This window comes from Mesorhizobium sp. WSM3862, assembly GCF_002294985.1.
In the GTDB taxonomy this organism is placed as follows: domain Bacteria; phylum Pseudomonadota; class Alphaproteobacteria; order Rhizobiales; family Rhizobiaceae; genus Mesorhizobium.
In genome coordinates, this window is record NZ_NSGE01000011.1 from 60,775 (window position 1) to 82,635 (window position 21,861).

19 protein-coding genes and 1 pseudogene are annotated in these 21,861 nt (G+C 64.5%); 7 read left to right on the forward strand and 13 right to left on the reverse strand.

All coding sequences use genetic code 11. The annotated features are described in order from the left end of the window. The first annotated feature begins 33 nt into the window (after nucleotides 1–33). Nucleotides 34–1,059: a LacI family DNA-binding transcriptional regulator gene (locus tag CK224_RS26300; RefSeq protein ID WP_095783804.1), complete on the forward strand. Its 1,026-nt coding sequence runs from the start codon at nucleotides 34–36 to the stop codon at nucleotides 1,057–1,059. Between the two features lie 244 nt (nucleotides 1,060–1,303). After that, nucleotides 1,304–2,785: an esterase-like activity of phytase family protein gene (locus CK224_RS26305; protein WP_095783858.1), complete on the forward strand. Its 1,482-nt coding sequence runs from the start codon at nucleotides 1,304–1,306 to the stop codon at nucleotides 2,783–2,785. Between the two features lie 238 nt (nucleotides 2,786–3,023). Here CK224_RS26305 and CK224_RS26310 read toward each other — a convergent pair whose 3' ends face one another. After that, nucleotides 3,024–4,232 (reverse strand): MFS transporter, encoded by a 1,209-nt coding sequence (locus CK224_RS26310; RefSeq protein WP_095783805.1) that lies wholly within the window; start codon nucleotides 4,230–4,232, stop codon nucleotides 3,024–3,026. Between the two features lie 140 nt (nucleotides 4,233–4,372). Here CK224_RS26310 and CK224_RS26315 point away from each other — a divergent pair, with 140 nt between their 5' ends. Next, nucleotides 4,373–4,948 (forward strand): TMEM175 family protein, encoded by a 576-nt coding sequence (locus CK224_RS26315; protein WP_095783806.1) that lies wholly within the window; start codon nucleotides 4,373–4,375, stop codon nucleotides 4,946–4,948. A gap of 7 nt (nucleotides 4,949–4,955) precedes the next feature. On the opposite strand, the gene CK224_RS26320 is transcribed toward CK224_RS26315, so the two are convergent. Next, nucleotides 4,956–5,237: a hypothetical protein gene (locus tag CK224_RS26320; protein ID WP_066990806.1), complete on the reverse strand. Its 282-nt coding sequence runs from the start codon at nucleotides 5,235–5,237 to the stop codon at nucleotides 4,956–4,958. Between the two features lie 150 nt (nucleotides 5,238–5,387). Here CK224_RS26320 and CK224_RS26325 point away from each other — a divergent pair, with 150 nt between their 5' ends. After that, the gene (locus CK224_RS26325; RefSeq protein WP_095783807.1) at nucleotides 5,388–6,254 is read left to right on the forward strand and encodes an SDR family NAD(P)-dependent oxidoreductase; all 867 of its coding nucleotides are present in this window, start codon (nucleotides 5,388–5,390) and stop codon (nucleotides 6,252–6,254) included. Nucleotides 6,255–6,363: 109 nt separating this feature from the next. On the opposite strand, the pseudogene CK224_RS26330 reads toward CK224_RS26325, so the two are convergent. The 3 genes and pseudogenes from CK224_RS26330 to CK224_RS26340 all read right to left on the reverse strand — a co-directional run. Then, nucleotides 6,364–6,756 (reverse strand): annotated as a pseudogene (locus CK224_RS26330) (low affinity iron permease family protein); the annotation flags it as partial. A 250-nt stretch (nucleotides 6,757–7,006) separates the two neighbouring features. Then, entirely contained in the window at nucleotides 7,007–7,648 is a 642-nt protein-coding gene (locus CK224_RS26335) for a DapH/DapD/GlmU-related protein (protein WP_095783808.1), read from the reverse strand. A 65-nt stretch (nucleotides 7,649–7,713) separates the two neighbouring features. Beyond that, nucleotides 7,714–8,142, reverse strand: coding sequence for a CreA family protein (locus CK224_RS26340; RefSeq protein WP_095779095.1), 429 nt, complete (start codon nucleotides 8,140–8,142; stop codon nucleotides 7,714–7,716). A gap of 272 nt (nucleotides 8,143–8,414) precedes the next feature. On the opposite strand from CK224_RS26340, the gene CK224_RS26345 reads away from it, so the two are divergent. From CK224_RS26345 to CK224_RS26355, 3 genes are all read left to right on the forward strand, one after another. Further along, nucleotides 8,415–8,999, forward strand: a complete 585-nt coding sequence (locus tag CK224_RS26345; RefSeq protein WP_066990790.1) for an SCO family protein — start codon at nucleotides 8,415–8,417, stop codon at nucleotides 8,997–8,999. 77 nt (nucleotides 9,000–9,076) lie between these two features. Continuing rightward, nucleotides 9,077–9,949, forward strand: coding sequence for a 50S ribosomal protein L11 methyltransferase (locus tag CK224_RS26350; RefSeq protein WP_095783809.1), 873 nt, complete (start codon nucleotides 9,077–9,079; stop codon nucleotides 9,947–9,949). A 96-nt stretch (nucleotides 9,950–10,045) separates the two neighbouring features. Next, nucleotides 10,046–11,890: an aminopeptidase P family protein gene (locus tag CK224_RS26355; RefSeq protein WP_095783810.1), complete on the forward strand. Its 1,845-nt coding sequence runs from the start codon at nucleotides 10,046–10,048 to the stop codon at nucleotides 11,888–11,890. 3 nt (nucleotides 11,891–11,893) lie between these two features. On the opposite strand, the gene CK224_RS26360 is transcribed toward CK224_RS26355, so the two are convergent. The 8 genes from CK224_RS26360 to ftsZ all read right to left on the reverse strand — a co-directional run bounded on the left by CK224_RS26360 (nucleotide 11,894) and on the right by ftsZ (nucleotide 21,832). After that, entirely contained in the window at nucleotides 11,894–12,190 is a 297-nt protein-coding gene (locus tag CK224_RS26360; RefSeq protein ID WP_066990781.1) for an AzlD family protein, read from the reverse strand. After that, nucleotides 12,187–12,915: an AzlC family ABC transporter permease gene (locus CK224_RS26365; RefSeq protein ID WP_095783811.1), complete on the reverse strand. Its 729-nt coding sequence runs from the start codon at nucleotides 12,913–12,915 to the stop codon at nucleotides 12,187–12,189. The genes CK224_RS26360 and CK224_RS26365 overlap by 4 nt, the downstream gene beginning before the upstream one ends. 104 nt (nucleotides 12,916–13,019) lie before the next feature. After that, complete coding sequence (locus tag CK224_RS26370; RefSeq protein WP_095783812.1) at nucleotides 13,020–13,706, reverse strand: TIGR02453 family protein; 687 nt, start codon at nucleotides 13,704–13,706, stop codon at nucleotides 13,020–13,022. After that, the gene (gene ligA / locus CK224_RS26375) at nucleotides 13,706–15,913 is read right to left on the reverse strand and encodes an NAD-dependent DNA ligase LigA (protein WP_095783813.1); all 2,208 of its coding nucleotides are present in this window, start codon (nucleotides 15,911–15,913) and stop codon (nucleotides 13,706–13,708) included. Before ligA ends, CK224_RS26370 begins: the two co-directional genes overlap by 1 nt. Before the next feature lie 139 nt (nucleotides 15,914–16,052). After that, a complete protein-coding gene (recN, locus tag CK224_RS26380) occupies nucleotides 16,053–17,726 on the reverse strand; it encodes a DNA repair protein RecN (protein ID WP_095783814.1) in 1,674 nt (557 codons plus the stop codon). An 8-nt stretch (nucleotides 17,727–17,734) separates the two neighbouring features. Then, entirely contained in the window at nucleotides 17,735–18,604 is an 870-nt protein-coding gene (locus CK224_RS26385; protein WP_066990991.1) for an outer membrane protein assembly factor BamD, read from the reverse strand. A 201-nt stretch (nucleotides 18,605–18,805) separates the two neighbouring features. Continuing rightward, complete coding sequence (lpxC, locus tag CK224_RS26390) at nucleotides 18,806–19,753, reverse strand: UDP-3-O-acyl-N-acetylglucosamine deacetylase (protein ID WP_066990765.1); 948 nt, start codon at nucleotides 19,751–19,753, stop codon at nucleotides 18,806–18,808. Between the two features lie 423 nt (nucleotides 19,754–20,176). Continuing rightward, on the reverse strand, nucleotides 20,177–21,832 hold the full coding sequence (gene ftsZ, locus CK224_RS26395; protein ID WP_095783815.1) for a cell division protein FtsZ: 1,656 nt from the start codon (nucleotides 21,830–21,832) through the stop codon (nucleotides 20,177–20,179). Nucleotides 21,833–21,861 lie beyond the last annotated feature (29 nt).

A 21,861-nucleotide genomic window follows, 5' to 3' on the forward strand; every position in this document is an offset into this window, starting at 1 on the left:
CCGGTGCTAGCGAGGTCAGGGGGAGAACCTACCTTGGCGTCCAGCATCCACGATCTCGCGCGTCACCTGAACATTTCGATCGGCACCGTGTCGCGCGCGCTGAACGGCCGCGCCGACGTCAATGCGGAGACGCGCCAGCGCGTGCTCGAGGCGGCCAGGAAGCTGAACTATTCGCCCAACCAGTCGGGCCGCAGCCTGCGCCAGGGCGCCACCCGCTCGATCGCCTTCATGCTGCAACCGCATCCCGGCGACCAGCAATATGGCGAGCCGTTCTTCATTCCGTTCTTGACCGGCCTGCAGGCGCGGCTCGCCGAGCATGAGCTGGATCTGATGGTCGTCATGGGCGAGCCCGGCCAATATCAGCAGGAGAGGCTGCGCCGCGTGGTTGAGACGCGCCGGGCCGACGCGGTCGTGTTGGCCAATACACGGCGGGAAGACGATCGGATCGACTATCTGAGCAAGGCCGGCTTTCCCTTCGCCACGCTTGGCCGAAGTCAATCCGGCGGCGACACCTATCCTTCGCTCGATATCGATTTCGAGAGGGCGGGTGATGAAGCCGTCGACCGGCTGGTCGCGCGCGGCCACCGCCGCATAGCTGCCATCCGCCCTTCGCTTGATCTCAACTTCGGCTACCTGTTCCTCGACGGCTACCGCAAGGCTCTGAAGCGGCACGGCATCGAAGTCGACCCCGGCCTGATCGCCGACGGCTTCATCAACGAGACCGGCGGCTACCAGGTGACGCCGCGTGTCATGCTCTCCAAGGACCGGCCGACAGCCATCATCTTCAACAATGACGCGATGGCGCTCGGCGGCTGCAAGGCACTGGCCGAGATGGGCATCAGGCCCGGCCACGACATCGCGGTGATCGTCATCGTCGACACGCCGCTCTGCCGCTACTTCTCGCCGACGCTGACCGCCTTCCGTCCGGCGCTGGAGCCGATGGGCCGGCGGCTGGCCGAGATGCTGCTGGCGTCACTCCCGGCCCATGCCGGTCCGGAGGGGCCACGCACGATCCGCGAAGTCTGGCCGCTGGAGCTCGTCGCGCGAGAGAGCGATTGAGCGCCCTCTCCTTCTCCCCTTGCGGGAGAAGGTGTCGCCGAAGGCGACGGATGAGGGGAGCTCCAGGGAAAGCCAACGTCTCGCTCCGCTGGAACACCCTCATCCGTCTCGGCGCTGCGCGCCGATCCACCTTCTCCCACAAGGGGAGAAGGCAAGTACCCCCCTCCTGTCACGCAAGTATCATGTTCGCGTCCTAGACCCGATGTCACGCCATTCCGGCTCTGCTCGTCACATGGGGGACATCATGAAGCACCTCAACCGAACCGTCGCGCTTGGCGTGGCACTCGTCCTGCTCACCGTGCTGAGCCCTGCGCTCGCCGAGGGTGTTGGCTATGTCAACAAAGGGCTAGTCGGCGTTGGCCGCATCCCCGCCAGCCAGAAGGACAAGTTCGGCGAGACCTTTGGTTCGGGCTCCGGCATGGCGATCGACGCCAAGAGCTGGGCGCGTGACGGCGCCGGCTACAAAGGCTCGCTCTGGCTGCTGCCGGACCGCGGCTACAACGTCGCCGGCACCACCGACTACCGGCCCCGCTTGAACACAATTGCAATCGAGCTGACCCCGACCGCCCCGGGCGCGGCGCCCGCCGCCGGCCAGGAACAGTCGGGCGTCAAGGCAACGCTCGTCGACACGATGCTCCTGACCGACGACAACGGCGCCGACGCCACCGGCCTCGATCCGCTCAACGGCGTGCGCCCCGCTGCCGGCGACATGCCGATCCTGCCGCAGGCCGACAACGGCAAGCTTTCGCTCGACGACGAGGCGGTCGTGCGCCTGCCCGACGGCACCATGTTCATTTCCGACGAATATGGCCCCAACATCTATCGCTTTTCGGCCGACGGCAGCCTGATGTCGGCGACGCAGCCGCCGGCGGCCCTGGTGCCGATGCGCCATGGCAAGCCGAACTTCGCTTCCGACAATCCTGGCCCGGGTGCCGCCGAGCCGGATCCCAAGGATCCCGAGACCGGCCGCCAGAACAATCAGGGCCTCGAAGGCATGTCGATGACGCCGGACGGCAAGTTCCTGATCGTCGTGCTGCAGTCGGCGCCGCGCCAGGATGGCGGCGATTCCGGCTCGACCCGCCGGAATGCCCGCGCGCTGGTCTATGACGGCTCCGACCTTGCCCACCTCAAGCTGGCGCACGAATATGTCGTGCCGCTGCCGGTGTTCAAGGACGCCAAGGGCAAGACCAAGGTGGCCGCGCAGAGCGAGATCGTGGCGCTGTCCGACAAGAGCTTTCTGATGCTGGCACGCGACAGCGGCAACGGCCAGGGGCTGAAGGACGCCGAGTCGGTCTACCGCAAGATCGAGATCGTAGACCTTTGCGCCGCTACCGATATCGCCAACGGCCCGTTCGACGCCGCCGACAAGCCGGTTGCGCCGAAAGGCGTGCTCGATCCGTCGGTGACGCCGGCCAAGCTCACCTCGTTCATCGAAATCAACGACAAGGGCGAACTCGGCCGTTTCGGCCTGCACAACGGCGCGCCGAACGACAGGAACAACCTCTCGGAGAAGTGGGAGGCGATGTCGCTGGTGAGCGTGCTGGACCCGAAGCTGCCCGACGACTATTTCCTGTTCGTCGCGAACGACAACGACTTTCTGACCCAGGACGGCTTCCAGGTCGGCGCCCCGTACAAGGCCCAGGATGGCGCCGATGTCGACACCACCTTCCTGGTCTATCAGGTTACCCTGCCCGGCCTGTCGGGGAACAGTCTCGCCGCAAACTAGTTGCGAAGGCATCTGGCCCAGCCCCAACGGATGCAGAAGCATCAGGCTGCGATACCATCGCGGGCCTGATGCATCTTCGGTGCCCGCCATGGACGACAACAAGCCCGCTCGCCGGGGACCAGCGACCTGACAAGCGGCCCCATCTCCGAGGACCCTCCGGCCGCAGGCGAGCCGCTGGACACCGGGCTCGGCGTGCCGCGCCGGCGCGCCAATCTCGTCGAGACACCGAACGGGTGAACTATCGCGCGTATCTGGCGCCGAACCCGAGCGCCACCAGCGAGAAGATGGTGATCATGCCGGCGAAGGCCAGGCTTGCCACCGTCGCGCTCGTCCAACCCGACAGCACGCCGATGCCGATGACCGGCAGCGCATTGCCGCAGAAGCAGCAGATGAAGAAGGCCGAGACCACTTCGGCGCGCCGGTCGCCCGGCGCGATCTGGTTCACCACCTGCAGGCCACCGCGATAGCCGAGTGCCGCCGCCACGCCGCAAAAGCCTGTGGCAACGATCATCATCGTCATGGAGGCGAAGGCCTGCGCCGCGACGATCAGCGCCACGGTCGGGACCATCAGAACTAGCGCGGCGAGCATCGTGAAGCGACTGGACAGGCGCGCTGTCGCCAGGATCGCCGCCGCTGCCACGATCGACAGTTCGAAGAACAGCCCGCCGGCCTCGGCGTGGTTGGTCGCATGGAGCTGCTGTGCCAGAATGCTTGGCGCGAGCGCGGCGTAGAAACCGACCAGCGCCATGGCGCCGAAGCCGGTCACCGCCGGCGCCACGAATTGCGCGCGGATTTTGTCGGGGACCGAAAGCCGCGGCTGCATTGAGACGTCGGAGAGTCGTCCGGGCCTGGAGACTGTTTCCTGAGTGCGCCAGATCAGCAGCGTGATCAGCGCAAGCAGGACCAGATAAACGGCAAATGTCAGCCTGAGCGGCCAAGGCGCGTATTGGGCGAGCAATCCCGACATCAGTGCGCCGACCCCGAGACCGACGAAATTGGTGCTGGTAGCGATGACAGCCGCGCGTGACTTGTCCTCCCCTTCGATCAGCTCAGCGAGCCAAGCGGTGCCGGTTCCCGCGCCGATCCCGATGCCGAGCCCGCTGAGGATACGGGCGATGTCGAGCCACATCAGGTTTTCAGCCAAGAGGAAAAACAGCGCGCTGACCACGGCCACGCCCGTCGCCGCCATGGCTGCCGGACGGCGACCGATGACATCCGACAATCGGCCGAAAAACAGAAGTGCGGCCAAATTGCCGACCACATAGACGGCATAGACCAATGTCAGGGTGATCTGCGAGAACCCGAAGGCTTGTTTATAGATGACATAGAGTGGCGTCAGAGCCGTGCTGCCGGCAAACAGTGCAGCTATCATAGCGGCAACCGCGGCTCTTGCGACACCGCCGCCAAGTTCGTTGTCGCGCTTCATGGTTTGAGTGTAGCCGGCCATCGCGACCTCCGCTTGGTTGCAAGCCCAACGTCCGCGCAATTGCGGCTGTTCCGAATGCCGAACGCTCTCCTGACAGTTATGGCAGTATGGTCTCGCGCGAAATCCTCCCGTAACGTTCGTTAAGCGAGGAGGGAAGAACCATGGGCAAGGGCCGGGTCGAAGCCTTCACCGATGGCGTTGTCGCTATCATCATCACGATCATGGTGCTGGAGCTTAAAGTGCCGCATGGCGAGGACCTTGCCGCGCTGGCGCCGCTTTGGCCGATCTTCTTCTGCTACGTCTTGTCCTTCATCAATGTCGGCATTTACTGGAACAATCTGCACAACATGTTCCATACCGTGCAGCGTGTCGACGGCCGGGTGCTGTGGGCCAACCTCAACCTTCTGTTCTGGCTGTCGCTGATGCCGGTGACGACCGCCTTCATGGGCGAGAACCACTTCGCCCCGGTGCCGGTCGCCGTCTACGGCATCGACCTCGCGCTTTGCGCCGTTGCCTATACCATCCTGGTCTTCAAGCTTCGCCACCTGCACGGTGCCGACACTACCTTCGCCAGAGCCGTGGGCCATGACCGCAAGGGTAAGATTTCGCTGGCGTTCTACATTGCCGCCGTTCTGCTGACCTCGTTCAGCCAGTGGATCAGCGTGGCGATCTACGTCCTGGTGGCAATTATCTGGTTCATTCCGGACAGGCGGTTCGAGCGTCTCGTGGAAAGATAGCGGGTTCTTACTGCCGCATCGCTTTCAGTTTTTCTGCCGCCGAGGCGGCAAGGTCGGCATAGCGCTCTTCCAGCCGCTCTGCGGCCTTGATGACGGGAAAGTCATGGCCGAACTTCTCCAGCGCCAGGCGCAGCTTTTCCGCGAAGTCCGCCTGTTGCTCCAGTGCCGAAAACAGCGTCTTGACCTGCGCCTCGCTGATATCGGGGTTGGCGAGCATCTTCGGCACATCCCGGCCCATCTGTTCGCCGGTGGCGGTCTGCTCCTTCAGGATTCCGATCCAATCGGTCAATGCCGAACTCCTTTTTCCGGCAGCATGCGCGGGGCAAGCTGCTGCGGTCAACCCATTGGCGGTACCGCCGTCGATGATTGCAGCGATCAAGGCTTGCCTCGCCCCTGACCGGCGTTAAGTTCGGCTCGACCCGGAATAAGGACATCAACCATGACCAGCGACGCCGAAATCCAGACCGCCCTGCCCGCTTTCGCCTCCGGCAATGTCGCCGTCGTCACCGGTGGCGCCAGCGGCATAGGCCTGGCCGCCGCGAAGCGCTTCGCGGCCATGGGCATGAAGACCGTGCTTGCCGACATAGGCGGCGTGCGCCTTGACCAGGCCCGGCAGGCGGTCGCCGTCATTGCCGGGGACGATGCCGTTCTCCCTATCCCCACCGACGTCTCCAAGGCCGAGGAAGTCGACCGGCTCGCGGACCTCGCCTACGGTGCATTCGGTGCGATTTCGGTAATGATGAACAATGCCGGCGTCGGCAACAATCCCGGCAAGCCGTGGGAAAATCGTGAAGCCTGGAAACGGCTGCTGGACATCAATTTCTGGGGCGTCGTGCATGGTGTCGAGGCCTTTGCGCCGCGCATGCTGGCTGCGGGCGAGCCCAGCCTGATCATCAACACCGGATCCAAGCAAGGCATCACCACGCCGCCCGGCAATCTCGCCTACAACGTCTCCAAGGCGGGCGTGAAGACCTTCACCGAGGGCCTGGCCCATGCGTTGCGCAACGAGCCTGGAGCGAAGCTTTCCGCGCATTTGCTGATCCCCGGCTTCACCTATACCGGCCTGACCGAGGGCGCGACGGAAAAGCCGGCCGGCGCCTGGACGGGCGAGCAGGTGATCGATTTCATGCTGGCATCGCTCAAGCAGGACGACTTCTACATCCTTTGCCCGGACAACGAGGTCGCTCGGCCCATGGATGAAAAGCGCATGGCCTGGGCGATCGGCGACATCATCGAAAACCGCCCCGCTTTGTCGCGCTGGCATCCGGATCACAAGGACGCTTTCGCCGCCTTTATGAACCGCTGACGGGCCGTTCAGGCGGTGCCTTCTTCTTGGAGCTTGCCTTCCCTGGCACGGTCTTCTTGGCGGCCACCTCAGCGATCTTGCGGTCGCGCCCGGAACCGTTTTTTATCGTCATAGCCTGCTTGGCCGCTGTTTCGGCGATTTTGCGGTCGTGCCGTTTTGCCGCCGCTTCGCATTTGGCGCGGATCTCCTCGACCTCCGATTCCGTCAGGTGCTCGATGCCGATGAAATGGTTGTGGGCCTCGCTGACGCGAATCAACTCGTCGAGCTTGGTCTGGATTGCGGCGCCATCGCGGTTCTGCGTGTTCTGGATCAGGAACACCATCAGGAAGGTGATGATGGTTGTCCCGGTGTTGATCACCAGTTGCCAGGTATCCGAGAAGCCGAAGACCGGGCCAGTCGCCGCCCAGATCACTACGATCAGAACGCAGACGGCAAAAGTCAAAGGCATACCGGCCAGGTGAGCCACCCAATTGGCAACCTTGGTGAAAAGCTTTTCGATCATCCAGTCCTCACAAAACGCAAGAGCGCGGCATTTCGAGAGAAACAAGGGCCGGCCTCTCCGGTTCCCGCCGGCCCGATTTTCCGCCTGCAATCGCATACACGCGAGAGGCGCATGCCGACGAAAAAACACCTTATGCGTTGTTGCCATGGTGCCGGTGCAGGTCGAAAAGCCTGCTCGTTCCGCTTCACGGCGGCTTACCTCCGGCCCCTTCAGCTGCTCCCCCCGCATGGCGGAGGGGCGCTTCACGGGTTCAGGTCGCGGCGTTTTCCCAACGATCGAGGAAGGCCTCGATCGGCAACGACTGCATGTCCGGGATCGCCCTGGCGAGTTTTTCCGGCGTCCAGTCCCACCAGGCGAGGTCTTCAATGCGCGCCGCCACGTCGGCGCCAAAGCGCTGGCGCAAGGGTTTGGCCGGAACGCCGGCGACGACAGCGTAAGGCGGCACGTCCTGCGTCACCACCGCGTTGGCACCGATGACGGCACCATTGCCGATCGTGATGCCTGGCATGATGACGGCGCCATGGCCGATCCAGACATCGTTCCCGATGCTGACCGGCTTTGCCTGCCGCCGCTCTCGAAATGCCGCGTCGACACCAAGCCAGCGGAAATATTCGTTGGGCCGGTAGCTTACCTTGTGCTGAGTCAGCCGCTCGATCGGATGCTCGAGCGCGTTGATGCGGCTGTTGGCGGCGATGGAGCAGAACTTGCCGATCGTCGTGTAGATCGCTTCCGAATGACGCTCGAAATAGGAAAAATCGCCGACCGTCACGTCGCGCAGGATCACCCGCTCGCCGACCGATGCATAACGGCCAAGCTTGCACCCCTTCAGCTCCGCGGTCGGATGGATGCGCGGCTCGGGATCTTTCGCGACGAGATGTTCAGGACGATCCATGGCGCGGCTTTACGCCTGAGCGATTGGCCCCGCAAGCGTGACCAATCATCCGGGCGGATCGGAGCCTATTGCGGCTTGCCCTTGGTCCACACGACGTTCTGGCCATAGAGCGGCACGGTCGTGACCGACATCTTCGCCGAGCCGTTCTGGACCTGGCGCGAGTGCGAGAGATAGATCAGCGTCTCGTTCTTCTTGTCGTAGATGCGGTTCACCACCTGTTTCTTCCAGATCAGGCTGAGGCCCTGCTTGAACACCTCTTCGCCGCGCTCGCTCATGTCGATGTCGCCGATGGTGATCGGTCCGGTCTGGCGGCAGGAGATCGACGAGTCCGACGGATCCTCGAACCAGTTGCCCTTGTGCAACCGATCGATGATGCTGCGGTCGAAATAGGCGACGTGGCAGGTGACGCCGTCGACCTTTGGATCCTTGATCGCGTCGATCATGATGTCGTTGCCGACCCAGTCGACGCCGACCTTGCCGACCTCGTCCGCCATCGCTGCGCCGGCGCCGAGGGCAATGCAGGCGGCAATCAAGCCGATCAGTTTTCGCAAGGAAGCCTCCTCGGGTTTTGCGTTTAGCCGATGTCAGGTGGGACAGGACAATGGCATTTGCAAGCCATTCGATGATCGTCGCGATGGAGGCGGCAGGTCTCGTGGTTGCGGCAACGCGACCTCTTTGCGCGCGCGCCGCCAAACCGCTAAGACTGTCGCCGAACAGGCTCGCGCCGGATCCGCCGGGCCGCGACGATCGCGACGGATAGTTTCTGATGATGCGCTCAATTCTGGTCGGCATCCTCGTACTGATGGCGGCGGGCATCGGCTGGCTCACTTTCGACTGGTATCGCGGCCATTATGGCGGCCAGCCCTACGGCGCACCGTTCACACTGATCGACCAGAAGAGCGCGCCGATCACCGAGGCCGCGTTCCGAGGCCACCCAAGCGTCGTCTTCTTCGGCTTCACTCATTGTCCGGAAGTCTGCCCGACAACGCTGTTCGAAATGGCCGGCTGGCTGAAGACGATGGGCGACAGCGGCAAGAACCTCAACGCCTACTTCGTCACGGTCGACCCGGAGCGGGACACGCCGCAGATCATCAATTCCTACGTCGGCAATTTCTCCGACCGCATCACCGGCATCACCGGCGATCCGGACAAGGTGCATGCAATGGCCAAGGCCTTCGGCATCTACTGGAAGAAGGTCGACACCGGCGACGGCGATTACACGATGGACCACACGGCCTCCGTGCTGCTCCTCAACGCCAAGGGCGAGTTCGCCGGCACCATCGCCTATGGCGAAAGCGCCGACACGGCTATTGCGAAGCTGAAGCGGCTCGCAGCAGGCGGCCAGGCGTGATCCCGAACCGAAGGTTTGCGTAGCAACAAGTGGAACCGGTTCTCGGAAATGATCACGCTCAAACATGAGTCGCCCTGATGGGGCAGACCAGGTTCCATTTCACGGCGGGCAAGGCCGAGGCTGACCGCATCTTCGCGGCGCTTGATGCAGCTTTCGAGGACGAAGGCCTGCCGCTTGCCCTGCTGGAGGTCGACGAGGCCAATGACATCCACGAAGTGTCGCTCTATGCCGATGGCGATGTCGATGCCGTCGCAGTCCGGATCAACGGCATACTCGCGGACCTGGCCCTGCCGAAGCAGGTCGAGCGCGAGGCGCTCCCCGACATCGACTGGGTTGCACGCTCGCTCGAAGGACTGAAGCCGGTCCGCGCCGGGCGTTTCTTTGTCCACGGCGCGCATGATCGCGACAAGCGCCGCAGCGGTGACCTCGCCATTGAGATCGAGGCGGGCCTTGCCTTCGGCACCGGCCATCACGGCACCACGGCCGGCTGCCTCGAACTGCTGGAACAGGTGGTGCTGCGCGAACGCCCCGGCAACGCGCTCGACCTCGGCACCGGCAGTGCCGTGCTGGCGATAGCGCTGGCCAAGCTCGCGCACATCCCGGTGCTGGCGACCGACATCGATCCGGTGGCCGTTCGCGTCGCTGCGACCAATGCGCGACTGAACCGAGTGAAGGCGCTTGTCGAGACGGTGACGGCGCCCGGCTTCCACCATCCGATCTTCTCTAGGCGCGCGCCCTTCGACCTCATCGTCGCCAATATCCTGGCGCGCCCGCTGATGCGGTTGGCGCCCGAGATGGCCAGACACATCAGGCTCGGCGGCTCGCTGGTGCTCTCCGGCATTCTCGACCGTCAGCGCGATGCGGTGATCTCGGCCTATGTCGGCCAAAGCTTCCGCCACGTCCGCACCTTGCACCGCGAGGGCTGGGTGACCATCCACCTCAAGCGCTGAAAACCAGATCGTTCAAGACTGGCCCTGTCGAAATCGATTCCGGTTTCGAAGACCTTGCGCTACGGTCGCGCGAGCCATTCGAGGAGATGCGGAAAAATGTTCCAGACCTTTGATTCCGCCGGCGATCCGGCTGTCGGCAAGCCGCGCGTGGCGACGCTGCGCCAATGGCTGGCCGAGAACAAGCTGAACGGCTTCATGGTGCCGCGCGCCGACGAGCATCAGGGCGAATATGTCGCCGACCGGTCGGCCCGGCTGAAATGGCTGACCGGCTTTTCCGGCTCAGCCGGCGTCGCCATCATCCTGCGCGACCGCGCCTTCATCTTCGTTGACGGCCGCTACACGCTGCAGGTGCGCAATGAGGTCGATCTTTCGATCTTCACCGTCGAGAGCCTCGTCGACAATCCGCCGGCCTCCTGGATCAAGGACAATCTCGGCAAAGGGGCCAGGCTCGGCTTCGACCCGTGGCTGCACACGATCGGCGAGATCAAGACATTGAAAGCCTCGGCCGAGCAGTCCGGCGCGACACTGGTGCCGCTCGAGAAGAATCCGATCGATATCATCTGGGAAGATCAGCCCGAGCCGCCGCGCGCACCCGTCGAACTCCATCCGATCGCCTTCGCCGGCGAGCTCGCCAAGGACAAGCTGGCGCGGCTGGCGGGCGCGATCGAAAAGGAGGGCGCGACGCACGCCGTGCTCACCGACCCGTCTTCCATCGCCTGGGCCTTCAACATCCGCGGCGGCGACGTGGCGCATACGCCGCTGGCGCTCGGCTTCGCCATTCTTGCCGCCGACGGCAAGCATCAACTCTTCATGGACCAGCGCAAATTTTCGCGACAGGTCGCGGCCTATCTCACCCAGCTTGCCGATCCGCACGATCCAGGCGAATTCGAAGCGGCGGTCGCCAACCTTGCCAAGGGCGGCGCAAAAATCGCGCTCGATCCCGTTCTGGCTGCGGAAAAGCTCAAGATGCTGGTCGAGGGCAATGGCGGCGCAGTTGTCTCTGCGCCAGACCCCGCCCGCATTCCGCGCGCCACCAAGAACCAGGCCGAGGTCGCCGGCAGCCGCGCCGCGCATCGTCGCGACGGCGCCGCCGTTGCCAAGCTGCTCTGCTGGCTCGACCGGCAGCAGCCGGATACGCTCGACGAGATCGACGTCGTGACCAAACTCGAGGAGGTGCGGCGGCAGACCGGCGAGGAAACACAGATGCCGCTGCGCGACGTCTCCTTCGACACGATTTCCGGCGCCGGCCCGAACGGCGCCATCATGCACTACCGCGTCTCCCGCGCCACCAGCCGCAAGCTCCGAAGCGGCGAGCTGTTCCTGCTCGATTCCGGCGGACAATACCAGGACGGCACCACCGACATCACCCGCACCGTGCCGATCGGCCAGCCGACCGAGGAGATGCGCGAGCGCTTCACACTGGTGCTGAAGGGCATGATCGGCATCTCGACGCTGCGCTTTCCGGCCGGCACGCGCGGTTCGGAAATCGATGCCGTCGCCCGCGTGGCGCTGTGGAAGCATGGCTGCGACTTCGCCCACGGCACCGGCCATGGCGTCGGCTCTTACCTCGCCGTGCATGAGGGCCCGCAGCGCATCGCCCGCACCGGCACCGAGAAACTGCTTGCCGGCATGATGCTGTCCAACGAGCCGGGCTATTACAAGGAAGGCTCCTACGGCATTCGCATCGAGAACCTGATCCTGGTCACGCCTGCCGAGCAGATCGAGGGCGGCGACATCGCCATGCACGGCTTCGAGACGCTGACGCTGGCGCCGATCGACAAGCGCCTCATCCGCAGCGACTTGCTGACCCGCGACGAACTGCACTGGCTCGACCAGTATCACGCGCGGGTTCTGGCCGAGATCGGTCCGATGGTGGACGGCGAGACGCTGGCCTGGCTGGAGAAAGCCACGGCGCCGCTGCCGCACGACGCCAAGATCTGACTTCTAGCCGACGAACTGCCTGGCGACGATCAGCACCGCCGCGCCGCCCAGAAACATCGCCATAAGGCCGCCGCGCAGCGACACCAGCGCGGTGACGATCAGCGCTGCCCATTCGGCCGGTCCGGCGCCGAGCGCGGCAGGCGCCACAAGTGTCGTCAGCACAGCGGCCGGCACGGCGTTGAGGCCGGCCTCGACGCGCGGGTGGACGGTCTCGAAGCGCGAGATGACGAGATGGCCGCCGACGCGCGTGAGATAGGTGGCGACGGCGCCGGCGAGGATGATCCAGAAGGTCGTGCTCATGTGCGCTTCCCCACGCCGCTATGATGCGGCGGCAGAATCACCGCCAGAAGGACGCCGGCAATGGCGCCGATCGAGACATGCCAGGGCGAGCCGACCGTCTTGTAGGCGATGATCGAGGCGGCCGCGCTGGCGACGACCACCGGCAGCCACAGCGGCCGTTTGCGGAAGCCGAGAACCAGGCCGAGGAAATAGATCGGCAGCAGGAAATCGATGCCCAGCGCATGGGTATCCGGGATCATCTTGCCGAAGACCGCGCCGAGCGCGCTTTCGGCCACCCAGAACACATAGACCGGCAGGCCGAGCCCGAGATACCAGACGAACCCGACCGATCGGCCGGAGGCCGCGCGCGCCTCGGCCACGGCATATTGCGGATCGGTCAGGATGAAATAGCCTAGCGCCTGCTGCAGCAGTGGCCAATGCGCCATGCGCCGGCCGATGCCGGCGGAATAGAGCACGTGACGGAAATTCACCGCGAAGATCGAGAGCACGATCAGCCAGGGCGCGACATGCTGGCCGAACAATTCGATGCCGACCATCTGGCTGGCGCCGCCGAAGATCAGCGCGCTCATGAGGAATGCTTCCAGAACCGAAAAGCCGTTGTCGACGGCAATCGCGCCGAACAGGATCGCGAACGGCGCGGAGGCGACCACGACCGGCATCGACAGCCGCACGCCGTCCCAGAAATCGCTCCTCGCACGGCTTTCGGAGATTGCTTCCGCCGTCATCCAACTGCTCCCTTGAGCGGCTTGATTTAGGGAGCTTCGCCCCGCTTGTCACACCAATTCGCTTGAGCCGACGATCAGCGGAACTGATTGCCGGGCTTGAGCGCTCAGGCAGCCTTGCCCTGGATCGCCCTGCCCCAATCGAGCAGCGGCTTGGCGCGCAAGGTGAAGCCGACGAGATCGTCAACCAGCGCCGCCATGTAGATGGTTTCGGGATCAATATTATGCCGCACCACGAAATGGCGGTTGCGGACTGCTTGCGCGAGATCGGCTTCGCTGACGTCCTCGAAACCACGCGGCGCGCGCTTCAGGCAATCTTCCCTATCCAGCTCCAGCCCAGTCTTTTTCAGCGCTGAAACCATGGCGCGGAAGGCGGCCGGCTTCGTCACGATCGCCTTGCGCATCGCCTGCAGCAACTCCGGTCCGGGCTGCCACCAGGCGACGCCGGCAAAGCAGCGCTCGAGGCCGATATGCACATAGAACACGCCCTGCTCCATCTTGGTGCCGTCTGGCGACAGGATTGCCGACAGGTGCCGATTATAAGGGCGCTTGTCCTTGGAGAAGCGAACGTCGCGATTGATGCGGAACAGCGACTTCTTGCGGTCGCCGCGCAGGCCAAGCCTCGCCGCGGCGAAACGCTCGCTGAGTGCCTCGATGAGATCGCAGAACGGCTCGTGCAGCTCACTCTCGTAGAGACCGCGGTTTTCCTGGAACCATTCGCGGCTCTGGTGGAAGTCGAGCGCCTTGAGGAACGGAATGGCCTTCTCGCCAAAACCCTTGAACGCTCCGGCCATCAGCCGCCCCTGCCGATGCGCTGCAGCCAGGTGTCCTCGTCGATCACCTCGATGCCGAGATCGCTCGCAACCTTGAGCTTGGAGCCGGCGCCCGGACCCGCCACCACCAGATCGGTCTTGGCCGAAACCGAACCGGCGACCTTCGCCCCGAGGCGCTCCGCCATCGCCTTAGCCTCGGAGCGCGTCATCTTTTCCAGCGTGCCGGTAAACACCACCGTCTTGCCGGAAACTTCGCTGCCGGCCGAGATCTCGACCACATAGGGCTTAGGATGGACTTGCGCGAGCAGCGCATCGAGCACGTCGTCATTGCGCTCATTGCCGAAGAAGTCGCGCAAGGCGTTGATCACGGTGTCGCCGATGCCGTTGATCGACGGGAACACATCATGCGGATCCTGCGCCTTCGCCGTCTCCTTGCCGACGCGGATCAGTTCCTCGATGGTCGAGAACTGGCGGGCAAGCACCGCCGCCGTGGTCTCGCCGATATGGCGGATGCCGAGCGCGAAGATGAAGCGGTCGAGCTCCGGCTCGCGGCGCGCGTCGATGGCTGCAAACAGCTTGTCGAGGCTTTCGTAGTTGCGATCTTCGACGCTGCGCACATTCTTGCGCGTCTTGCCCGATGCGGCCTCGCGCAGTCTCGCCTGCTCCTCACGCCGTACCGCCAGCGCCTTGGTGACGGCCGGCCGGCGGTCCTTCAGCGTGAAGATGTCGGCGGCGGTCTTGACCAACCCGGCATTGAAGAACAGGTCGATGTTTTCGGCGCCGAGGCCCTCGATATCGAGCGCGCCGCGCGACACGAAGTGGCGCAGCCCCTCCACGGCCTGCGCTGCGCAGATCAGCTCGCCGGTGCAGCGGCGCCGCGAATCCTCCTTGCCGGTCTTCTCGTTGATCTCGCGCGTCGCCGGCGAGCCGCAGACCGGGCAGGTGTGCGGGAACTCATACGGCACCGCATCGGCCGGCCGCTTGTCGATGACGACCCTGACGATCTGCGGGATGACGTCCCCTGCCCGCTGGATCACCACCGTGTCGCCGATGCGAACGTCAATGCCGTCGCGGATCGGCTGCCCATTGCTGTCAAAACCCTTGATGTAATCTTCATTGTGCAGCGTGACGTTTTCCACCACCACGCCGCCGACCGTCACCGGCGCCAGCCGCGCCACCGGCGCCAACGTGCCGGTGCGGCCCACCTGGATGTCGATCTTCTCGACCGTCGTCATCGCCTGTTCGGCCGGGAATTTGTGGGCAACTGCCCAGCGCGGCTCGCCGGTCACAAAACCCCAGCGGCGCTGCAGCTCGAGCTGGTCGACCTTGTAGACAACGCCGTCGATGTCGTAGCCCAGCGAAGAACGCTGCTCCTCGATCCGATGATAGTGCGCGATGAGGTCGTCGATCGACTTCGCCCGCACCATCAGCGGACTGACCTGGAATCCCCATTCCTTGAATTTCTGCACGGAACCGTACTGGGTTGGAGCGGGATCTGCCGTCGTGTAGCCCCAGGCATAGGCGAAGAATTTCAGATTGCGGCTGGCGGTGACGGCTGGATCCTTCTGGCGCAGCGACCCGGCCGCCGTGTTGCGCGGATTGACATAGTCCTGGCCGCCGATAGCTGCCGAGCGCTGCTTCAAAGCCTCGAACTCCGCGTAGGTCATGTAGACCTCGCCGCGGATTTCGATGACCTCCGGCCAGCCCGAGCCCTGCAACTTCTTCGGGATGTCGGCGATGGTCTTGAGATTGGCGGTGATGTCCTCGCCGACCGCGCCGTCGCCGCGCGTCGCGCCTTGCACGAAGATGCCGTTTTCGTAGCGCAGTGATGCCGATAGCCCGTCGATCTTCGGCTCCGCCGTGAAGGCGATATCGAGGTCCTTGTCGCGGTCGAAGAAGCGCCGGCCACGCTCGATGAAATCGGCCACGTCCTGGTCGGTATAGGCCTTGGCGAGGCTCAGCATCGGCACGGCATGCCGCACCTTGGTGAAGCCTTCCGCCGGCGGCGCGCCGACCCGACGCGACGGCGAATCCTCGCGAACGAGATCGGGAAAGCGCCCCTCGATGGCAAGGTTGCGCCGCGCCAGTGCGTCGTATTCGGCGTCCGAAATCGTGGGCGCATCCTCCATATGGTAGCGCCGGTCGTGCTCGGCGATCTCCGCCGCCAGCCGCTTCAGCTCCTCCGCGGCCTCGCTTTCGCTCAGCGAATCGACTGGTTTTTCAGACATGAAGCGCGGTCCTCGAATTGTGGCGGGCCACTATAAATCAGGATTCGGTATGAAGGAGTCGGCTTGCGCAAAAATCATTGCCGAACAGCAGGATGCAGCCACCTGCTGACTCGGCATTCCAGCCGGGGAATCAAGAAGCCTAGGCTGCCGCCGTGTTCTCGCGCAGCAACCGCTCAGCGGCGGCGCGCGCTTCATCGGTGATGGTGGCGCCGGCCAGCATGCGCGCGATCTCTTCCTGGCGCGCCGCGCGATCCATTTCGGCAACGCCGGTTGCGACACGGTCCTTGCCGCCGGACTTCGAGATTAGAAAATGCGTCGCGGCACGCGCCGCCACTTGCGGCGCATGCGTGACCGAAAGCACCTGCACCCGCTTCGACAGCCTCGCCAGCCGCTGGCCGATGGCGTCGGCCACGGCGCCGCCGACGCCGGTGTCGATCTCGTCGAAGACCAGGGTCGGCGCCGAGCCGCGGTCGGCAAGCGCCACCTTCAGCGCCAGAAGGAAGCGCGACAGCTCGCCGCCGGACGCAACCTTCATCATCGGCCCGGGCCGTGTGCCCGGATTGGTGCGCACCCAGAACTCGACCTGGTCGATGCCTTCTTCCATGCGGCCATCGGCATCGCTCACCATCTCGACGATGAACTCCGCCCGCTCGAGCTTGAGGGCCGGCAGTTCGGCCATCACCGCCTTGGTGAGGCCCGCCGCCGCCGCATGGCGCAGCGAAGAGAGCTGCGCCGCGGCTATGTCGTAAGCTTCGCGCGCGGCGGCTGCTTGTTTTTCAAGCCCGTGCAGTCGTTCCTCGCCCGCATCGAGATCGGCAAGGTCGGCCGCCATCGTGTCGCGCAGCTGCGCCAGATCGTCGACGGCGACATTGTGCTTGCGCGAGGCCGCGCGCAGCGAGAACAGCCGCTCTTCCGCCTTTTCCAGGCGCTGCGGATCGTATTCGGTGGCGCGTAGTGCTGTCTGGACGCCGGACTGCGCCGCGTCGAGCGAGATCATTGCCTCGTCCAGCGACTTCACCACATCGTCGAGCAGGCCGGGCACCTCACCCGATTTACGCTGCAGCCGCCTGAGCAGGCTGGCGAGCTGCGGCAGGGGCGAAGACGGCCCCGACAGCACGTCCTGCGCATCGTGGATCTCGGACGCGATCTTTTCGGCGCGCATCATCTGCGCGCGCAATTCGGCAAGCTCGGTCTCTTCGCCCGGCTGCGGATCGAGCTTCGCCAACTCGGCGACCGAGGCCCTGAGATAATCGGCCTCGCGCGCCGCCGCCTCGACCTTGGCGCGGTGCCGCGTAAGTTCCTGCTCGCAGTTCCGCCAATAGCGCCAGGCTTCGCCCGCGCCGCGCACGGCGCCGAGAAGGCCGCCGAAACTGTCCAGCAATTCGCGGTGGGCCCCGGGATCGACGAGCGCCCGCTCGTCATGCTGGCCGTGAATCTCGACCAGCGCGCGGCCGACGTCGCGCATCAGGGTCACGCTGGACGGCTGATCATTGACGAAAACGCGGGTGCGGCCGTCGGCGGTCTGCACGCGGCGCAGGATGATGTCGCCATCATCCTCGATGTCGTTGTCGGCAAGCAGCGCGCGCGCCGGGTGGTTGCGCGGCACGTCGAACACGGCGATGACCTGGCCCTGCGCCGCGCCATGGCGGACGAGCGAAGCGTCGCCGCGCGCGCCAAGCGCCAGCGACAGCGCATCGAGGAGGATGGATTTGCCGGCGCCGGTCTCGCCGGTCAGCACCGAAAGCCCAGGCAAGAAGTCGATGTCCAGCTTCTCGATCAGGACGATATCGCGGATCGACAGTCTGGACAGCATCAGAAGTGTCAGGCGCCGGTGATCAGCTTCCCAGCCTTGGAGATCCACGACCCGGCATTCTCGCGCGGTTCAAGCCCGTTGCTCTGCAGGAGCTTGTAGGAATCCTTGTACCACTGGCTGTCCGGGTAGTTGTGGCCGAGCACCGCTGCGGCTGTCTGCGCTTCCGACGTCAGGCCCATCGCGTAGTAGGCTTCGGTCAGTCGCGCGAGCGCCTCCTCGACGTGGCGCGTGTTGGAGTAGTTCTCGACCACGGTGCGGAAGCGCTTGACGGCGGCGATATATTCGCGGCGTTCCAGATAGTAGCGGCCGATCTGCATCTCCTTGCCGGCGAGCTGGTCGGTGGCGAAGCGGATCTTGTCCTTGGCGTCGTCGACATATTCGGAATTCGGCCAGCGGGTCACCAAGTCCTGCATGGTCTGCACCGTCTGGCGCGCTTCCTTCTGGTCCTGGGTGACGTCCTTGATCTGCCGGTAGTAGCTCAAGCCGATGATGTACTGCGCATAGGCGGCATCGTCGGTTGACGGATAGAGCGTCAGGTAACGTTTGGCGGAACCGATCGCCTCGTCATAGTTGCCGGCGCGATAATCGGCGAAGGCGCCCATCACCATCGATTTGCGGGCGAATTCCGAGTAGGGATGCTGGCGGTCGACGGCGTCGAACTTCTTGCTCGCCTCATCGAGGCGGCCGGCATTCAGATTCGCGAGGCCCTGGTTGTAGAGAACGTCTGCGGGTTCGGTGTGGTCGACATAGGTCGCCAGATTGACGTCCTTCTCGGACGACATGCAGGCCGACAGCATGAGCGACGGGGCGACCAACGAAAACGCCAGGAAAACAGCCCGATACGGCGCCTTCGATTGACCAACTCGCGAAAAAAACATGTTTGGATTCCGCCCTTTCGGCGTCGTTTCGGTCCCGGCCGCAGCCATAAACCATTATCCCCTTGCCCGGCAACGCTATGTCCGGCCAATCGCACATTTTTGTGGCGGTTTGGGACCGTGCCCAAAGCCGCTCGATTTCACGGGTTTGTGATGCATTTGCGCAACACCGGCTTCGCTACAAAGCCAGAAAATCTTTAAAAATCAGATGACCCAGGGCGCGTAGACCGGTCCGCTGACGGCGATCATTTCGGCGACCCGGCCGCGCTCGCGGCGCCGCGTCTCGACGATCTCGAAGGCCGTACGGTCCGAAAGCAGGCGGCGCAGCGCCGCCGCGTTCATCCGATGGCCGCCACGATAGGAGCGGAAGCAGCCGATGAAGCGCGCGCCGGCAAGCGCCAGGTCGCCCATGGCGTCGAGCGTCTTGTGGCGGGCGAATTCGTTCGGATAGCGCAATCCGCCGACATTGATGACGCGGTTGTCGTCGCCGATGACCAACGAGTTCTCCAGCGACGACCCGAGCGCGTAGCCGGCGGCCCACAGCCGCTCGACATCCTTCATGAAGCCGAAGGTGCGGGCCCGCGCGATGTCGCGGCGAAAGATGTCGGGGTTGATGTCGGAGGCGAAGAGCTGGCGGCCGATGGCCGGGCTCTCGAAGTCAATCTCGACCTCGAATCGCGTGCCGTCATAGGGGCGGAACTCGGCCCAGGATGCACCGGCTTCGACGCGGATCGGCTTGACCACGCGGATATAGCGGCGCTTGACCGAAAGCGTGTCGATCCCCGCCTGGTCGAAGGCTTCGACAAAGGCCACCGCGCTGCCGTCGAGAATGGGGACTTCCGGGCCGTCGATCTCGATGATGAGATTGTCGATGCCAAGTCCGAACACCGTCGCCATGAGATGTTCGACGGTTCCGATATGCTCGCCGACCGGATCGCCGAGCATGGTGCAGAGGTCGGTGGCACCGACCTCGGAGACCAGGGCGCGGAACTCGCGGAACTCGCCGCCATTCGCGAGGTGGAACACGATGCCGGTATCGGCGTCGGCGGGCAGGAAATGAACGGTGACGGGCTTGCCGCTGTGGACGCCGGTGCCGGTCAGCGTCACGCGCGCCTTAACTGTCGTCTGATAGTCGTGCAAGACAAACCCCATAAGCCCAAACCGCCTGTGTCCGCTTGTCAGCCTTAGGCATTAACGGCCCGACGGATCATCTGGCCTGCGCGCAAAAGCGGCGAATGAGCAAGGCAGCGGCTCTGATAACATCGGCAGGCAGGGCCAACTCCCCGAATCCCGGCAAACCGACTTTAGTCCGACGCGAAGATAGTGGCCCGTCCGGGAGACTCCAAATCACGGTTTCTTACCCCGTGTAACCGCTGCCCTGAACGAAGAAACACTCGTAATCCGTTGTTTCTCCATAACTTTTGAAGGCAACAGGCAGACGATCTCTCGCCCGCCTGTTAACAGCTGTTATATATCGTTAGTGCATGTTCTGCCCGAAAGTACGCTGCGGTTTTGGGAGAACGACACTATCAAACATTGCTTAAAGCGCGGCGCGTAGGCGGCGCGCTTTAACGATTAGTTCGCCTGGCGACGCAGGAACGCTGGGATCTCCAGCTGGTCGTCTTCCTGCACCGTGCGGTTTTGAGGCGTGAGGCGCCCCTGGTCGTCGAGCTGGCCGCGGCGCGGCGCATAGAGCTGCGGGTCCTGGCTGGCGAGGCGGCGCATTTCCGGTGCCGCCTGGCGCAGTTTCGGCTCGCGCGGCTGCGCCGGCTGCAGCCGGGCCGGCTCTTCCTCGCGGCGGGTCAGGCCGTTGGTCAGCCGCTTGATCAGCCCCATCGGTCCGCTGTTCTCATGATCCGCAGGGCGGCTCTTGGCCTCCACCTCGGCCCTCACGACCGGTGGAAAGTCCTCGACGCGCGGCATGCGCTGCGGCGCTGCAGCCACAGGCTGCGGCATCTCGCGCTGCGGCGCGGGCTGCATGATCGGCTGCTGGGCGATCGGGTGCGGCTGAGGCTGGGCCGGCGGAGCCTGGAAGATCTTGCTCTGCGGGCGGAAGTCATCGACCGGCGCGGGGCGCGGCTGTGCCATCGCGGCGGCGTTCGCCTCTGCAAGCTGGATCGCCTCGGCGACCGGATCGACGGCGCGCGGCTCGTAGGCCTGCTGCTGAACCGGTGCGGGACGGCTTTCCTGAACAGGTGCCGCGGGACGGGCGACCGGCTTCTGCGGCGCGCGGATGGAGATTGGCGCCGCGGCGATTTCGGCTGCCGACTTGTCGATGCCGGTAGCGACCACCGAGACGCGGATCACGCCTTCCAGTTCCTCGTCGAAGGTGGCGCCGAGGATGATGTTGGCGTCCTGGTCGACCTCCTCGCGGATCCGGGTCGCAGCTTCGTCGACCTCGAACAGGGTGAGGTCGCGGCCGCCGGTGATCGAGATCAGCAGGCCCTTGGCGCCCTTCATCGAGGTCTCGTCGAGCAGCGGGTTGGCGATCGCCGCCTCGGCGGCGGCCATGGCGCGGCCCTCGCCCGAAGCCTCGCCGGTGCCCATCATCGCCTTGCCCATCTCGCGCATCACCGAGCGGACGTCGGCGAAGTCGAGATTGATCAGGCCTTCCTTGACCATCAGGTCGGTGATGCAGGCAACGCCGGAGTAGAGCACCTGGTCGGCCATGGCGAAGGCATCGGCGAAGGTGGTCTTGTCGTTGGCCAGCCGGAACAGGTTCTGGTTGGGGATGACGATGAGCGTATCAACGCATTTCTGCAGTTCCTCGATGCCCATGTCGGCCGTCTTCATGCGGCGCTGGCCTTCGAAGTGGAACGGCTTGGTGACGACGCCGACGGTGAGGATGCCCTTTTCGCGCGCCGCGCGGGCAACGACGGGTGCAGCGCCCGTGCCGGTGCCGCCGCCCATGCCGGCGGTCACGAAGCACATATGCGTGTTGGACAGATGATCGATGATCTCGTCGATGCACTCTTCCGCCGCCGCGCGGCCGACTTCCGGCTGCGAGCCGGCACCGAGGCCTTCCGTGACATGCGCGCCGAGCTGGATCAGCCGCTCAGCCTTCGACATCGTCAGCGCCTGCGCGTCGGTGTTGGCCACCACGAACTCGACGCCGCGCAAGCCGGCTGTGATCATGTTGTTGACCGCGTTGCCGCCGCCGCCGCCGACACCGAACACGGTGATGCGTGGCTTAAGCTCGGTGATGTCCGGCTTCTTGAGATTGATGGTCATAGTCTCCGTCCTTTGCCTTTCCCGCCGCC

What these genes read in the sequence shown, in the direction of transcription:
- ligA (WP_095783813.1), bottom strand. Translation starts at nt 15,913, where the DNA reads ATGTCTGAAAAACCAGTCGATTCGCTGAGCGAAAGCGAGGCCGCGGAG.
- CK224_RS26360 (WP_066990781.1), bottom strand. Translation starts at nt 12,190, where the DNA reads ATGAGCACGACCTTCTGGATCATCCTCGCCGGCGCCGTCGCCACCTAT.
- CK224_RS26340 (WP_095779095.1), bottom strand. Translation starts at nt 8,142, where the DNA reads ATGGCGGACGAGGTCGGCAAGGTCGGCGTCGACTGGGTCGGCAACGAC.
- CK224_RS26315 (WP_095783806.1), top strand. Translation starts at nt 4,373, where the DNA reads ATGGGCAAGGGCCGGGTCGAAGCCTTCACCGATGGCGTTGTCGCTATC.
- CK224_RS26365 (WP_095783811.1), bottom strand. Translation starts at nt 12,915, where the DNA reads ATGACGGCGGAAGCAATCTCCGAAAGCCGTGCGAGGAGCGATTTCTGG.
- CK224_RS26335 (WP_095783808.1), bottom strand. Translation starts at nt 7,648, where the DNA reads ATGGATCGTCCTGAACATCTCGTCGCGAAAGATCCCGAGCCGCGCATC.
- CK224_RS26355 (WP_095783810.1), top strand. Translation starts at nt 10,046, where the DNA reads ATGTTCCAGACCTTTGATTCCGCCGGCGATCCGGCTGTCGGCAAGCCG.
- recN (WP_095783814.1), bottom strand. Translation starts at nt 17,726, where the DNA reads ATGCTGTCCAGACTGTCGATCCGCGATATCGTCCTGATCGAGAAGCTG.
- CK224_RS26350 (WP_095783809.1), top strand. Translation starts at nt 9,077, where the DNA reads ATGGGGCAGACCAGGTTCCATTTCACGGCGGGCAAGGCCGAGGCTGAC.
- CK224_RS26310 (WP_095783805.1), bottom strand. Translation starts at nt 4,232, where the DNA reads ATGGCCGGCTACACTCAAACCATGAAGCGCGACAACGAACTTGGCGGC.
- CK224_RS26370 (WP_095783812.1), bottom strand. Translation starts at nt 13,706, where the DNA reads ATGGCCGGAGCGTTCAAGGGTTTTGGCGAGAAGGCCATTCCGTTCCTC.
- lpxC (WP_066990765.1), bottom strand. Translation starts at nt 19,753, where the DNA reads ATGGGGTTTGTCTTGCACGACTATCAGACGACAGTTAAGGCGCGCGTG.
- CK224_RS26385 (WP_066990991.1), bottom strand. Translation starts at nt 18,604, where the DNA reads ATGTTTTTTTCGCGAGTTGGTCAATCGAAGGCGCCGTATCGGGCTGTT.
- CK224_RS26325 (WP_095783807.1), top strand. Translation starts at nt 5,388, where the DNA reads ATGACCAGCGACGCCGAAATCCAGACCGCCCTGCCCGCTTTCGCCTCC.
- ftsZ (WP_095783815.1), bottom strand. Translation starts at nt 21,832, where the DNA reads ATGACCATCAATCTCAAGAAGCCGGACATCACCGAGCTTAAGCCACGC.
- CK224_RS26345 (WP_066990790.1), top strand. Translation starts at nt 8,415, where the DNA reads ATGATGCGCTCAATTCTGGTCGGCATCCTCGTACTGATGGCGGCGGGC.
- CK224_RS26305 (WP_095783858.1), top strand. Translation starts at nt 1,304, where the DNA reads ATGAAGCACCTCAACCGAACCGTCGCGCTTGGCGTGGCACTCGTCCTG.